The sequence below is a fragment of the Arenibacter arenosicollis genome (assembly GCF_014397245.1).
GTDB lineage: Bacteria > Bacteroidota > Bacteroidia > Flavobacteriales > Flavobacteriaceae > Arenibacter > Arenibacter arenosicollis.
In genome coordinates, this window is record NZ_JACLHY010000018.1 from 72,272 (window position 1) to 87,476 (window position 15,205).

Consider the following 15,205-nt stretch of genomic DNA (forward strand, 5'->3'; position numbering starts at 1 on the left):
ATAAAAAAAAAGCCCTAAACAAATTTGCTTAGAGCTTAATATTTTGATGAAGTATGGTCCACTTCAATACTATGTATTATCTAGTTTAGCTAAACCTACACTATGGCATCGTTTAAATTTTGTAATTCCGACATTACCGGTGGAGGATCTCTTCTTTCCTTTGGAATATTGTCACCATCGGTAGCAACTGCATTGTCATTATACTGGAAATCGCTCATTACCGGTGGAGGATCTCTTCTTTCCTTTGGGATGTTGTCACCATCAGTGGCAACTGCATTGTCATTATACTGGAAATCGCTCATTACCGGTGGAGGATCTCTTCTTTCCTTTGGGATGTTGTCACCGTCAGTGGCAACTGCATTGTCATTATACTGGAAATCGCTCATTACCGGTGGAGGATCTCTTCTTTCCTTTGGAATGTTGTCACCGTCAGTAGCAACTGCGTTGTCATTATACTGGAAATTGCTCATTACCGGGGGAGGATCTCTTCTTTCCTTTGGAATGTTGTCGCCATCGGTAGCAACGGCATTGTCATTGTAATGGAAATCGCTCATTACCGGGGGAGGATCTCTTCTTTCTTTTGGAATGTTGTCGCCATCAGTGGCGATGGCATTATCCGCAGCAGGGAACATTTCTTGGGTTCCCATAGCAAATAAGCCCATACTTAGCAGAACTACTGCAAAAATAGATAGTAATTTTTTCATTTTTCGATGGTTTTCGAGGGTTAATAATGTATAGCTAAACTAATACAGATGAACCTTGAAAAAATTATGTAGGAATTATCTTTAGCAGATGTCCGAGTTCTATTAGTGAGCGTACTGTTTTTGTAAGAATTTGACTAATTAAGTGTAGAAATGGTATTTTTGGCCAATACCTGTTTTAGATTTTCAATATTGCTTTTGTAAGATTTGGAAAAAGGCAATTGTAGTTTATCATGCTTTAAAGTGCATAGGCCTTTTCCATAATTGATCCTAGAAACAAAGTTAATATTAATGATATAACTCTGATGAACCCTCACAAAATTTGTGGGCAAATTGTTTTCAAAAGTCTTTAACGTTTTAAAAGCGCTAATAGTACTTCCATCTTTCATAAAAAAATCGGTAGCATTATTATCTGCCTGTAAATACATGATTTCTTGTGTATTTATATAACGATAGTCTTTATATGATTGAAGTAAAAGCGTTTTTGGTTCTTGTTCCTTTGGAGTTTTTAACTTTAAACGGAGTAAGGTCTTTCTAATGTCGAATTCGTTATAAGGCAATAACCAATAATCGAAGAAATGACATTTTATTGCTTCAAACGCGAATTGTTTGCTTTTTGAGATACCTATAAATATGGGGATTTCCTTCAGATATTGGTGCATCTCTATAATCATGTGAAAATACTCATGGGCCTTTTCATTCAAATGAATGAAAACAACATCTGGTGATTTCTTTAGTATACCATTCAGTCCGTCTACGCTATCGGTGGCTACTCCGGCACAATAAAACTCACTATATTCTTCCATATAGTGCTGTAGCTGTAAATTGGATTGGGCATCAGAGTCCAAAATGGTATATGTATATTCCATAATTTCAGATGATTTTAAGGCAAATTAGTGATACTTAGTAGCATAGGGTGGTGTTTCAACCTTAGAAAAACTAGGGTTTTCATTTTATTGGCAAAATAAACAAAATTTGGAAGATTTTTCTTTCAAAATTCAAAGAGTAGTATTATGTCACTCAGTATAAAATACTTCATATGCACCAATGGCAGGATTTTTTGTCCTGTCGGTACCCAAAATATCTAGTGGAACTAAATGCGCTGCATCTGGATTTCCGGCTCCAATTGCACTGGAATTTTCTTTAATCATAAAATTGTTTTTTGTGGGTGATACAAAGATTGGGTCTAGATTGAGAAGTGTATTTTTATATAAGGATGCATCGTTAAAATTATATAAGCTGTCTTCTGTATCGTTAGTGAATTTTATTAGGCAGTTTTCAAAATTAAAATTAAATGCCTTATCAGGGTCCTTGCTTAAGTTTAATTCAATTGGATTACTTCCGTAAATAATACAGTTTTTAAAATCAGCTCTTGCCAGGTCATAGGAATTACCGTCAATAAAGGCAGAGTTGTCTATTTGTAAAGCAGCATTTGATCGAAACCCATATTTCCAATAATTGGCAATGGTGGCATGAATAAAGCTGTAGTCGCCTCCCTGGTTACAATACAAGGATATATTTCCTGCACTACCAAGGACCAAATTCTCACTTCGTAATACCGCTGTTTTTGCCCATAAATTAATATTTTCACTATTATATATTTGAGAATTTTTTATGGTCAATGTGGTTTCCTCAACCGTATTATCACCCTGAACGAGAATTCCAACGGTAGCATTTTTAATAGTAAGGTATTCTATTTTGTTGTTTATACTGCCTTTAGATATCCATATTGACCCCCACTGTCCCGGGATGTCCGAATAGGAGGGTTCCAAGCGGTTGCCTTCAAAAATAACTTCATTTTCCAGTAATTCCTTGTCCTGGCTTAGTTTGCCATTAATATGTATGGAGGCATCTTTTTTAATCAATACTCCGGAATTCTTATGAAAATGTACCCGTGAACCCTTATCTATATTCAAGGTTTTGCCTTCGGGTACCGAGGCATATCCATAGATTACATAGGGTTTGTCCTTGGTAAACAGCAGTTGATCGGCGTTTAGTTCAAAACCCTCGACTATTATTTCTTTCCCCGTTTCACTAACATCAAGGATAATTGTTTCACGTTGTCCGTTTACCGATTTTTTTGGGAAGTAAAATATAGCATCTTTTATCAAGGTTACCAATTGTACTTCTTGCAAGTGGTTTTCTTTATCAAATTGTATGGCATCCGTGTATAAAAATTCCATGGCATCCGAATCGCCAATATCAAAAGTGGTCTCAATAAATATGTATAGGCTATCCTTGGCGAATAATGGTATATCTTTAAATTCCTGGCCAGCTTCGCCGTCCACATTTAAACGATACTTGCTGTTGCCTCCGCTTTTAAGTACTATACTGGGAATGCTTATATCATTAGTAGTCCGATTATATACTTTTAAGGTGTAGGTGCTGCTTCCTATATGGCTGAAAATGGTATCCAAAAAAACAGTATCCTTGGAAAATTCCAAGGAACCATTGCTTTGCGCATAATCGAAGTCCACCCTGCAGGAAGAAAAGATTAGGAGTAGAATTAGGGCGGAAAATATAAAAAAGGATTTATGCACGTAACTTGTTCAATAATTTAGGTTTGGGTGATAAAAATATTTTCAATTTCCGAAGAAATCCGCATGGGTTTAAAGGTTTCGGAGTTCAGCAAACACCATTCCGTCTTGGACTTGACCAACAATTGATTGCTTTCCTTGTTGTACATTTCTACAACCCTCACGCTTACTGGGCCTTTGGTCTTATCTATATAGGTTTTCATTAAAATAATATCGTCCAATTTAGCGGAGCTTTTGTATGTAATGTGATGGGTCAGGACCACCCAAACCGTTTTGTTGACCAAATCTTTGGGCGCTTTGGCTAGCCAATGTTCCTTGGCAATATCTTGCATCCATTGTACATACCGTACATTATTCACATGCTCAAGGTCATCCAGATCATCTTCTACCACCTTTATGGTTTTTTCAAAAATTCCCATACTTACTTTTTAAGGATGTTTACCTCAAATAATTTATCCCAGTTTTTTCCGGTAACGAAGAAAGTCTTTCTTTGTGGATGATAGGCCACTCCGTTGAGTACATCGAGATTTTGATGTTGGGTCACCTTTTCCTTTAGGCCTCCAAAATTTATTACACCCTCAATAGCCCCACTTTTAGCGTCAATGATCATCATGCTTTCCTTTTGATATACATTGGCATAAATTTTTCCGTTTACGTATTCCAGTTCATTGGCCTTATTAAAAATGGAGGTATTGGTCACTGTTTCAAAATGCCCCTCTTCCGCCAAGGTTGTTGGATTTAGAAACCATATTTTTTCAGTGCCGTCACTCTTGAATAATTTGCTGCCGTCATTGCACAAACCCCAACCTTCTTTACTTTGGTTGTATTTAAAGCTGTCAATTTTCGTAAAATCCTTAAGATCATAAATAAATCCAACTCCACTTTGCCATGTAAGTTGATAAATTTTATCGTTTAGGATAGTTATGCCCTCACCAAAATAGGTGTTGTCCAAGTCTATCTTCTTTAAGATTTCACCAGTTCTAAAATCCACTTGCCTCAAAGATGATTTTCCTTTTTTACCGGTGCTTTCGTATAGGATGTCATTATGGAACTCCAATCCCTGTGTATAGGCATCCTTATCATGGGGATATTCATTAAGGATTTCATAGGTGTAAATCTCAGGGGCATGTTCCGCCAATAATTTTATCCCTTTGGATACTTCAACGGTCTCGCCATCGAAACTGATATTTGCCGTTAATGTTTTAGCACCAAGTTCCGATTGATCCAGTGTTATTTTGTTGTTATTAACGGTAATTTCCTCATCATCTATCTTATAGGTAATCTTTTCAATTTCTTTATTCTTAAGGTTTTTGACCGCAACACCAACAACCTGATTTTTTTGAAATTCGGTTACGTTCCCTTCCAATTGAATTTCAAAGAGCTTTGAAGGGTTGGTAGTGCCGTCACAAGCCAAAAAGAAAAGGGGAATTATGAAAAAAAGATTTAATTTAAAGAAGTTCATTTTGTTATTCAGAGTATAATTAATATATTTTTTTAGTGGGTAAAGTGCTTTTTTTGCACAATTAATGCCTTTGAATTCAATTTATTTGTCTTAAAATCAACTTGCTACATATAAATAAATGTGGCAACTTTTTAAGGCAAGATATTTAATAAAATTAAGACCTGAAAACGATTGCAAAAAAATTAAAAGATTGTATATTTGCATCGGCAAGTCCTACACGACCAGCTCCTGTAGAATCCCCCAGGGTGGGAACGCAGCAAGGGTATATGGTTGTAGCGGTGCGATGTAGGTAGCTTGCCATTTTTTGTGCCCTATAGTGAACAATAACTTCACATCTTTTTGTGTAACATTACACATATATAACTCCTTTATCAACTTCATTTCCTGTTTTATTCGTTAATTTGCAACCTTAATTTCTATTAATGGAGCATAAGGTTGTACTGGTTACAGGAGGTTCTTCGGGCATTGGAAAATCTATTGGGATTTTTTTAAAATCAAAGGGTTTTAAAGTTTACGGAACTACCCGGAATGTGGCCAACTATCCTAATTTTACAGATTTTGATCTTTTGGAATTGGATGTGAGGAATCCAGAAAGTATACAAACTGCAATTTCCGAGTTGATTGCAAAGGAAGGCAGAGTAGATGTGTTGGTGAATAATGCCGGCATAGGCATTACGGGCCCAATAGAGGAAACACCGCATGCTGAAATCTTAAAGGCGTTCGACACTAATTTTAATGGTCCATTACACATGTGCAAAGCGGTTCTGCCTCACATGAGAAGTCAGAAAAAGGGCCTTATAATCAATATTACTTCCATTGCCGGTTATATGGGCTTGCCTTATCGGGGTATTTATTCTGCCAGCAAAGGTGCATTGGAGTTGGTAACGGAGGCTTTGAGAATGGAAATTAAAGGCTTTGGGATAAACATCACAAACTTGGCCCCTGGAGATTTTGCCACCAATATAGCCTCTGGTCGATATCATGCCCCAATATTGCCCGATTCACCTTATAGCTCTCCTTATGGGAAAACTTTGAAAATTATGAACGAACATGTGGACAGTGGTCAAGATCCTATGTTGGTTGCATACACGGTATTTAAAATCATAAACACCAAAAATCCTAAAGTTCATTATCAGGTAGGGGAGTTTATGCAAAAGTTTTCATTGTTTCTTAAAAAAATATTACCGGACAAAGTATATGAGAAACTCTTGATGAACCATTATAAATTGTAATTTTGCATCACCAAAAGGTAGACTTGCAAAAAGACATATCTTTCACATTAATAATTTAAAAAAGCAATTGACATGAAGTTCTTTATTGACACCGCTAATTTAGCACAGATAAAAGAAGCCCAGGAATTAGGGGTATTGGATGGGGTAACCACAAATCCTTCCCTAATGGCCAAAGAAGGGATTACCGGAAGAAACAATATCCTTAAACATTATGTGGATATCTGTAATATTGTTGATGGTGATGTATCTGCAGAGGTAATTTCCACAGATTTAAAAGGAATGATCAAGGAAGGTGAGGAATTGGCTGAACTACATGAGCAAATTGTAGTTAAAGTTCCTATGATTAAAGATGGGATTAAGGCTATAAAATATTTTACGGATAAGGGAATTAGAACCAATTGTACCTTGGTATTTTCCTGCGGACAGGCTTTGTTGGCCGCTAAGGCAGGTGCTACTTATGTTTCGCCTTTTATTGGTAGGTTGGATGATATCTCTACCGATGGATTGAATTTGATTTCTGAAATTAGGCACATATACGACAATTATGATTTTGAAACCCAAATTTTGGCCGCGTCAGTTAGACATACAATGCACGTAATTGATTGTGCAAAGTTGGGAGCAGATGTTATGACCGGACCTTTGTCTGCGATCGAAGGTTTGCTTAAGCACCCATTAACAGATAGTGGTTTGGCAAAATTCTTGGAAGACTACCAAAAGGGTAACTAGATTTCAAAATAATCCTAAATACCATAAAGCCTCTTTTGCATATTAGCTAAAGAGGCTTTAATATTTTATGATCTAATGGGTGTTGTGATTTTTAAATCTAAATCCAGATCCCAAACTTTAAATTGAAGTATATTAGAAACTGCTGTAGAGGTCAGCAAATGCATCCACTATTAGCCCGTCTTTGGTTATTATACCTTTATTAAGACCTCCAATGACCAGGGCGTTTTTTAAATTTTCAAAATCGTCGGTACGGAATTGTTTTTCCATATCCAGTTGATTGCTACTTAGTAAGGACTGCCATCTTAAGGCGTCTGTATTGCAATTTATTCCAACAAAAGTATACTCAGGTTTCCTTTCCGTTAATTGTGCAACACGGGTAAGTACATTCTCAAAGTTGGATCTCTGGGTGCCCGACCAAAAATAGAATACTGTATTCTTTTCTTTTTCTGCAATTTCCTGGAGCGTTACCAAAGTTCCCTCAGTATTGAAAACTGATATATTGGGTAATTTTTTGGAAGGCTGTAAATTGTTGACCCCTTGATAAATGGCCTCTATTTCTGCACTATGTCGGTTGTTTCCCGAGAGTTTGTGGAATTCCTCTATAAAAATTCTATTGTTTGCATCGGTGTCATGTACGTTAATCAGATAGTCCATAGCTACATTTCTAAAAAGGTTGTCACGTAAATCCTTTTCAGTAACCAAGCTATCTATCAGCTTCAGTTTGTGCTGATTAAAATGCAATTTATTTTTAATGATCTCATGATGTTCACCCTTACATTTGGAATAACAGCCCATATAGGATAAATTGTTGAAATGGGTTTTCATGAAATTGTAGTAATATCTGTGGTAGGCGAGACTTTCGTTATTGTAATCCAAATCTTTCCGGTAATCATAAAATTGTACCGGTAACTCTGGGATGCTGCTTAGTCCAGTTTTCCTTCTGTTCCAAAAAGGATATTTTTCCTTGTAGATGTAGTAGTTGTAATTTATACTGGCCTTGGCCATTTCAATGGCATTGGCAGATAACTTCACTTCCTTAATAAGTTCATTTAGGGAATTAACTTTAATGGCTTTAAGGGAATCCAGTTTAGTGTTGAAGTCCTCAGGGCCAAGTTGGGAAAAGGAGTATACGGTGGCTGGCTCAGCTTCGGTGGTCAAAAAAAGATCTAATAGGAAATTATTTATCTCCTCACCCTTACCGGAAAAAATCAATGATTCATCAAAATCCTCAGTATTGAGACGGATCATTAAGCTATCTCCCCTTTCTAGATATACATACTGTAATTCTGGACTATGGTCAAAATGGTACAAGCCTTCGGCAACTGAATCCAATTTTATGGAGAACCTATTTTCATCATCAAGTTTAGCAGAATCGATGACGATATCGTCCTTAAAAAGTACGACATATTCGCTTGTGGGATTTACGATTTCACCAGCAAATGATACACTAGGGGATTTTTTTTCTATCGAACCGCAACCAACCAAAGCGATAAGAAAAGAATATAGTAAAGGTTTATTCATATGAGAATAGCTACTTTATAGTAAACAAATCTAATAAACTCAACAGATACAGGCTGTTAATTGTGCGTTAAAACTATTGGGTCTTAGTTAAAATGCTACCTAAAGGCGTTGTAATATAGTTGCTTAAACGGGTTTATTTTTGTTATTTTTGCACAAAATTTAAAATATTATATATGCTGTCAGTATCAAATTTATCTGTGCAATTTGGAAAAAGGGTTCTTTTTGATGAAGTAAATGTTTCCTTTACACAAGGTAATTGTTATGGTGTTATTGGTGCCAATGGAGCGGGAAAGTCCACATTCTTAAGGATTCTTTCAGGACAAATAGATCCAACTTCGGGTCATGTTCATTTGGAACCAGGAAAACGGATGTCCATCTTGGAACAAAATCACAACGCTTATGACGAGTATACTGTTTTGGAGAGTGTGGTAATGGGTAATAAACCATTATTCAAGATCAAAAAGGAGATAGATGCCCTTTATGCCGATTATAGCGATGAGAATGCAGATAGAATAGGGGAGTTGCAAGTGCAATTTGAAGAAATGAACGGTTGGAATGCCGATAGTGATGCCGCTGCCTTGTTATCCAACTTGGGTATTACCGAAGAGTTTCACTATACCCTAATGGGCGATTTGGATTCCAAGCTTAAAGTAAGGGTATTATTGGCCCAGGCCTTGTTTGGTAATCCGGATGTATTGATTATGGATGAGCCTACCAACGACCTGGATTATGAAACCATTAATTGGTTGGAAAATTTCCTGGCAGACTATGAGAACACCGTTATAGTGGTATCTCACGATAGGCACTTTTTAGATTCAGTCTGTACCCATATTGGGGATATAGATTTCGGAAAGATGAACCTTTACTCCGGAAATTACACTTTTTGGTATGAAAGTAGTCAGTTAGCGGCCAGACAGCGGGCACAGCAAAATAAAAAATCCGAGGAAAAGGCCAAAGAACTACAAGAGTTTATTCAACGGTTCAGTGCCAACGTTGCAAAGAGCAAACAGGCCACTTCCAGAAAGAAAATGTTGTCGAAATTGAAAATTGAGGATATAAAACCTTCAAGCAGGCGATATCCTGCTATTATTTTTGAGCGCGAAAGGGAAGCCGGCGATCAGATTCTGAATGTTGAAAAACTATCGGCCTCAACAGAAGAGGGTGAGGTTTTATTTCAGGATGTCAATATTAATTTGGCGAAGGGAGATAAAGTGGCAATAATTTCTCGTGATTCAAGGGCCACTACGGCATTTTATGAAATAATAAATGACAACAGAAAGGCCGATAGCGGTTCTTATCAGTGGGGTGTAACTACCAATCAATCATACTTGCCAGCAGACAATGCATCATTCTTTACGGAAAACATCAACCTCGTGGATTGGTTAAGACAATGGGCAAAAACAGAAGAAGAAAGGGAAGAAGTAAGTATTAGGGGATTCTTGGGGAAAATGTTGTTTAGCGGTGAGGAAGCCTTGAAAAAATGTACGGTTTTGTCCGGAGGGGAAAAAGTACGTTGTATGTTGAGTAGAATGATGTTGATGAGGGCCAATGTTATTATGTTGGATGAGCCCACCAACCACTTGGATTTGGAGAGTATAACCACCTTTAATAATTCCTTAAAGAATTTTAAAGGGACTGTTCTCTTTACGACCCATGATCATGAATTTGCTGAAACTGTGGCAAATAGGGTTATAGAATTGACACCTAAAGGTAATATTGATCGATATTTAACGTTTGATGATTATATGTCCGATAAGACTATAAAGGAGCAGCGGAATAAAATGTACGCCGTCCCGGTGTAATTTTATCGGCCCAAATTCTTACTTTATGAAAACCTACCTAATAACATGCATGTTTATTGCATGTCTCGTTATGGGCTGTTCTGAGGAAGGAGTAGGAGACAAGGATATCGAATCTCTTAACTTAACAGCCGACTATACCGTTTTGTTGAAAAAAGACGGTGTTTTACAAAGTGCTTATTTAAATGCCGATTCGGATGGTATGACCGTTAATTCCTCCAAAAGTGATTTTGAGGTAGTGCCATTACCGGAACTTAGTTATCGGAATGGCTCTAAAATAGGTTTTTATAACTCGCGGGAAGACTGTAGTGCGACAATTAAAATCCATGATTTTGGTGATAATACGGATGTCAACACCACTGTGTTCACAGAGGATTTAAATTGCGATTTTCTTGTAAAGTCCATGGCTTTTTCAAAAGATAAGGCTTTTGTAACTTACGTAAAGCCTTCCAGTACTAAAAATGACAGCTATTATTTAAGGATTTTGGATTTATCAATAAGCCCAAATTCTTATACGGAGGTGGAATTGGCTAAGGAAACAAAACAAATAATAGTTTCCGGTAATCAGGTATTTGTACTGGCCAGGGATACCGATATTACCGATAAGTATGCATTGATCGTAATAAATATCGACAATGGGGCTATTGCCCATGAGGTTAACTTGGGAACGGATGTTTTAAAAATTTCAAAGGATGGAATGGGCAATATTCTGGTAAGTTATCCTAATTTGCACAGCCTTTTTGACGGGAAAACCCTGATTTTGGGTATTACTACCAATTATTTATTGGGAAAAGAACCCAGGTTTGGATATGCCAATTCGGAATTTTTCGGGGAACAGACTTTGTATTACCCCATGGAATCCGGTTCAAAAAGTGCTTATCCCCACATTGCCGCGGTTTATGATTTTACAGAAAATATCTCGATTCTCTATATTTATGAAAATTTTCTCACCCTGGAGGAGCGAAACCTAAAATATGAAATAGAAGACACTACTATGGTTTCCTATGATTCCAAAAACAATTTGATCCTGATCGGGTATAAGAAAAAAGGGAATAGTGGCAAAGGGGGGCTAATGAGGATTAAACCAATACCGGATCCAAAATTTTTGGATAATGTTGATCTGGATGGTATACCCATGGAATTATTCCCCAATTGAAATCCAAAGGATAAGAAATAATTTTCCCTTATGTTTTTAGGTATTTGGAGTTCCAAATGGAGGGATTGAAATTTTTGCCCAAGGCAAAGCCATAAAATATAACAATGGAGGCTATGCACTTAAACATAAAAAAGAAAATTACCCAAAATTGAAAGCTGGAGCTCTCCTTTGAGAACAATCCGTTAGGGACCAGCAGCGTTACCAAATAACTAATAGCCATTACAACGGCAATAAGATTTACAATACTCTTAAAAGGCCACATCAATAATTTTCTCAATGGGTGTAGGTCCCGCCCCCATTTATGAATCAAATAGTAATAGTCGTTGCCTATTGGGGCGAATAAAATTGGATCGTCCCTGTCCTTCAACTTAAAAAGTTTTGAGGGAGCAAGAATCTTAAATCCCTTTATTTCCAATTCATGATCCTCTTCCAGTCTTTTGATCTTGTTAGTTGCTTCAGAAGGAATTTCACCTTTAAAATAATGGGAATCCAGAAAACGAAGCCTATAGTCTATGGCTATCTTTTTTATATGTCGAATATGATAAATTCCAGCCGTTTCCAGTAAATCAATATTAAAGTCATTGTTCACTACAGCCTCCTTACTTTGAATGTTCAGGTCAATTCTTTGTAGTGCATCTTCGTCTTTGTTTAGTAGGAGATAAACTTCATTTAGTAGTTGATCGGCAGATGCGTCCCTTCGTTTTGCCAGAATAAGCTTTTCCTGAATATTGGTTCTTTTCAAAAACATTTCACATCTTTTTTATAGCAATTGTCATAAAGTTAAGGAATTACGGATTTCATTTTAAATTCCGATCGTTAAAAATTGGATATCGGCGATGATAAGTTCATAAATTTATTGGATTCGCAACCAATATGTTAATATTGGATCAATTCAAATTTGGTTAATAACTTTTTTTAAAATTATTGACCTAATGTTGTATATTGTCGGCGAAATTAACCTTTCATCGATTTTTTATAATCCCAAGTCCCAGAACAAATGAAAAGCTATGTGTCTCTTTGCGCTCTAATAATTTTTGTCACCTCCATAAGTTATGGGCAAACTTCCTTCAAAGAGAATAGCTTTTTAAAGACTGAGAATTCCATCGTAGAGAGTACTGCTGATTCTGGTCACCATTATACATTATTGGAAGTTGTTAAGGCCGCTAATTTGGAGAAAATATTGAATGAGGATGGCCCGTTTACAGTTTTTGCCCCTTCCGACATGGCTTTTAAGAAACTTTCCAAGGTAAGCCTGAAAGAATTATTATTACCGGAAAACAAAAAGGAACTACTATCACTTTTAACCTATCACATCGTTGCCGGTAATATAACCGCTTCCAAAATTTTGAAGGCCTTGTGCAACGGGAATGGAAAAGCAAGTTTTACTACAGTACAGGGCGATAAAATTTTCGCATCCATGGACGGATTGGATATTGTGCTTACGGACAAGTCAGGCAATAAAGCTAAAATTACCAGTGCCGATTCCACTCAATGTAACGGGGTTATCCACGAGATAGACAGTGTAATTCTGCCCAATTCACTTGCAACTGCGAATTTACCGTAATTCGGCTCCTAATTCGCTTTCATAACGCTGCAATAGCTTATTCATTATCTTATCTATCTGTTTGTCGGTCAAGGTACCGTTTTCATCCTGCAAGGTATAACTTACGGCATATGACTTTTTGCCTTCGGGTAAATTTTTGCCGTTATAAACATCAAATAGGTTTACATTGGTCAAATATTTCCTCTCGGTCTGCTGAGCGATATCATGTATTTGCTTAAAAGTTACACTCTCGTCCACTAAAAGTGCATAGTCTCTTTTCACCTCAGGGTATTTTGGAATCTCCTTATAGATGATTTGGTTGGAGACAATTGCCTCTAAAATATAATCCCAATCAAAATCGGCATATAGTACCTCTTCTTTGATGTCGAACGCCTTTAATACAGATTTTTTTACCACTCCGAGTACTACAACTTCCCTTTTCGCTATTTTCAAGGAAATCCCCTCCGATAAAATATCACTGGAGGTCGGTTGGGAATTAAGCTCGGTAAGGCCCAATCTATTAAGGAGATTTTCTACTATGGCTTTTAGATAAAAGAAATCGGTTTTTTTAGGTGGGGAGGTCCAGGTATCTTCCAATCTGTTTCCGGTGACAAGCATACTTAGATGCTTTTTTTCCTCTCTGTTGGTCTGATATTGGTGATAGGTCTTCCCAAATTCAAAAATTTTAAGGTTGTGCATCTGCCTATTGCTATTATGCGCAATGGCTTCCAAACCGGAAAACAACATAGATTGCCTCATCACCGATAAATCGGTACTTAGAGGGTTCAACATGGTAATAGTGTGTTCTTCCTTAATATCCGCCGATAATTCGTTATAGGCAGGGGAGGAAAGGCTATTGGCCAATATTTCATTGAATCCTTTTGAAGCCAAGAAATTACCAATTATATTTTGGATCTTGTAATCCTCAAACTTGGAAGTAGGAGCAATGGAAGCGTTCAGTTTCTCTTTGAACTCTACATTGTTGTATCCAAAAACACGTAAAATTTCCTCAATAACATCAACCTCCCTTTGTACGTCCACCCGGTAAAACGGGATGGATAATCCAAGACCGGATTCTGTTACGTTTTTTACCTTAATGTCCAACGATGCCAAAATGGATTTTATGGTGTCCTTGGGTATTTCCTGGCCTATTAGTTTGTGTATTTTATCGAAAGTTAAAAATACATGGTAGTCATCCTTCTTTTTGGGATAGATATCTACAATGTCCGAAGTAATATCGCCACCGGCTATCTCGTGGATCAGCAATGCTGCGCGTTTTAGGCAATATTCCACATTGTCTATGTCTATACCTCTTTCAAAACGGAAGGAGGCATCTGTATTTATACCGTGTCTTTTGGCAGTTTTTCTAACGGATACAGGATTGAAAAATGCACTTTCCAAAAATACACTACTTGTACTTTCTGTAACCCCGGAATTTTCACCACCAAGAACCCCGGCGATACAAAGAGGTTTTTCGGTATCACAAATCATTAAATCCTCCTCGCTCAAGATGCGCTGAACCCCATCCAAAGTGGTGAATTTAGTTCCCTTGGGAAGTGTTTTTACAACTATTTTGTGTCCTTTTATCTTTGCCGCGTCAAATGCATGTAGAGGCTGACCCAATTCGTGCAACACATAATTGGTGGCGTCCACTACATTGTTTTTAGGAGTGATCCCAATAGATTTCAATCTATTTTTTAACCAATCTGGAGATGGCTGTACAATAAGATTGCTAATGGTGATACCGCAATATCTTGGTGCCAATTCGCTCTTAACAACTTCGACATCTATTTTTAAAGATCGGTTTACAATATTAAAATTGGTAACCGGAGGTGTGATCAATTCCTTAAGGATGTCTTTTTGTTTAAATCCGGCCTTTAAATCCCTGGCAACCCCAAAGTGGCTCATGGCATCGGCCCTGTTGGGTGTAAGCCCTATTTCGAATACTTCATCCACTTCAATTTCAAATACTTCGGAACAGAGTGACCCCACTTTTAAAGTGTCGGGCAAAATCATAATTCCGTCATGGCTTTCTCCTAGTCCCAGCTCATCTTCGGCACAGATCATACCATGGCTTTCCTCGCCGCGAATTTTACCTTTTTTTATTACCCAAGCCTCTCCTTCGGCCGTGTAGAGGGTTGTTCCTATAGTGGCTACGGCTACTTTTTGGCCAACATCCACATTGGGCGCTCCACAAACAATTTGTAACGGAGCTTCCCCACCTGTATTTACAGTGGTCAATTTTAATTTATCCGCATTGGGATGTTTAATGCAGGTCAAGACTTCTCCAACAACGATTCCCTTCAATCCGCCTTTGACCGATTCAAAAGGTGTAATACCCTCAACCTCCAAACCTAAGTCAGTTAATAATTCAGCTGTCTTATGTGAATCCCAGTCAATTTTTAAAAACTGTTTCAGCCAGTTGTAAGATATTTTCATTGAGTATTTTTAAAGACCCCAAATATAAAACAATGCAATAAGACATTCAATACGTATTTGATTGAATGTTTTATTTTTTATTATCCAAA

General features: G+C 37.2%; 13 protein-coding genes and 1 other RNA gene. 6 read left to right on the forward strand and 8 right to left on the reverse strand.

Going from position 1 to position 15,205, the window contains the following annotated elements; genetic code table 11:
* Window positions 1–95: 95 nt before the first annotated feature.
* The 5 genes from H4O18_RS15950 to H4O18_RS15970 all read right to left on the reverse strand — a co-directional run bounded on the left by H4O18_RS15950 (window position 96) and on the right by H4O18_RS15970 (window position 4,700).
* The gene (locus H4O18_RS15950) at window positions 96–704 is read right to left on the reverse strand and encodes a hypothetical protein (RefSeq protein ID WP_187586363.1); all 609 of its coding nucleotides are present in this window, start codon (window positions 702–704) and stop codon (window positions 96–98) included.
* Between the two features lie 134 nt (window positions 705–838).
* Window positions 839–1,570 (reverse strand): LytR/AlgR family response regulator transcription factor, encoded by a 732-nt coding sequence (locus H4O18_RS15955; protein WP_187586365.1) that lies wholly within the window; start codon window positions 1,568–1,570, stop codon window positions 839–841.
* 147 nt (window positions 1,571–1,717) lie between these two features.
* Window positions 1,718–3,241, reverse strand: a complete 1,524-nt coding sequence (locus tag H4O18_RS15960; RefSeq protein ID WP_187586367.1) for a hypothetical protein — start codon at window positions 3,239–3,241, stop codon at window positions 1,718–1,720.
* Window positions 3,242–3,258: 17 nt separating this feature from the next.
* Entirely contained in the window at window positions 3,259–3,657 is a 399-nt protein-coding gene (locus tag H4O18_RS15965) for an acyl-CoA thioesterase (protein ID WP_187586369.1), read from the reverse strand.
* Between the two features lie 2 nt (window positions 3,658–3,659).
* On the reverse strand, window positions 3,660–4,700 hold the full coding sequence (locus H4O18_RS15970; protein ID WP_187586371.1) for a glutaminyl-peptide cyclotransferase: 1,041 nt from the start codon (window positions 4,698–4,700) through the stop codon (window positions 3,660–3,662).
* Between the two features lie 204 nt (window positions 4,701–4,904).
* Here H4O18_RS15970 and ffs point away from each other — a divergent pair.
* The 3 genes from ffs (at window position 4,905) to fsa (ending at window position 6,658) form a co-directional block, all read left to right on the forward strand.
* An RNA gene (ffs, locus tag H4O18_RS15975) (signal recognition particle sRNA small type) lies at window positions 4,905–5,003 on the forward strand.
* Between the two features lie 119 nt (window positions 5,004–5,122).
* Window positions 5,123–5,932: an SDR family oxidoreductase gene (locus H4O18_RS15980; RefSeq protein WP_187586373.1), complete on the forward strand. Its 810-nt coding sequence runs from the start codon at window positions 5,123–5,125 to the stop codon at window positions 5,930–5,932.
* A 72-nt stretch (window positions 5,933–6,004) separates the two neighbouring features.
* Window positions 6,005–6,658: a fructose-6-phosphate aldolase gene (gene fsa / locus H4O18_RS15985; protein ID WP_187586375.1), complete on the forward strand. Its 654-nt coding sequence runs from the start codon at window positions 6,005–6,007 to the stop codon at window positions 6,656–6,658.
* A 132-nt stretch (window positions 6,659–6,790) separates the two neighbouring features.
* Here the strand turns inward: fsa and H4O18_RS15990 are convergent, their stop codons facing one another.
* Window positions 6,791–8,179 carry a transaldolase gene (locus tag H4O18_RS15990; RefSeq protein ID WP_187586377.1) on the reverse strand — a complete coding sequence of 463 codons (1,389 nt, stop codon included), beginning with the start codon at window positions 8,177–8,179 and terminating at the stop codon, window positions 6,791–6,793.
* A 173-nt stretch (window positions 8,180–8,352) separates the two neighbouring features.
* On the opposite strand from H4O18_RS15990, the gene H4O18_RS15995 reads away from it, so the two are divergent.
* Window positions 8,353–9,981, forward strand: a complete 1,629-nt coding sequence (locus H4O18_RS15995; RefSeq protein ID WP_187586379.1) for an ABC-F family ATP-binding cassette domain-containing protein — start codon at window positions 8,353–8,355, stop codon at window positions 9,979–9,981.
* A 25-nt stretch (window positions 9,982–10,006) separates the two neighbouring features.
* Window positions 10,007–11,134 (forward strand): hypothetical protein, encoded by a 1,128-nt coding sequence (locus H4O18_RS16000; RefSeq protein ID WP_187586381.1) that lies wholly within the window; start codon window positions 10,007–10,009, stop codon window positions 11,132–11,134.
* A 28-nt stretch (window positions 11,135–11,162) separates the two neighbouring features.
* Here H4O18_RS16000 and H4O18_RS16005 read toward each other — a convergent pair whose 3' ends face one another.
* Window positions 11,163–11,882, reverse strand: a complete 720-nt coding sequence (locus H4O18_RS16005; RefSeq protein ID WP_187586383.1) for a hypothetical protein — start codon at window positions 11,880–11,882, stop codon at window positions 11,163–11,165.
* A gap of 249 nt (window positions 11,883–12,131) precedes the next feature.
* On the opposite strand from H4O18_RS16005, the gene H4O18_RS16010 reads away from it, so the two are divergent.
* The gene (locus tag H4O18_RS16010) at window positions 12,132–12,698 is read left to right on the forward strand and encodes a fasciclin domain-containing protein (protein ID WP_187586385.1); all 567 of its coding nucleotides are present in this window, start codon (window positions 12,132–12,134) and stop codon (window positions 12,696–12,698) included.
* Here H4O18_RS16010 and pheT read toward each other — a convergent pair.
* On the reverse strand, window positions 12,690–15,116 hold the full coding sequence (gene pheT, locus H4O18_RS16015) for a phenylalanine--tRNA ligase subunit beta (RefSeq protein ID WP_187586387.1): 2,427 nt from the start codon (window positions 15,114–15,116) through the stop codon (window positions 12,690–12,692). The genes H4O18_RS16010 and pheT overlap by 9 nt on opposite strands.
* Window positions 15,117–15,205 lie beyond the last annotated feature (89 nt).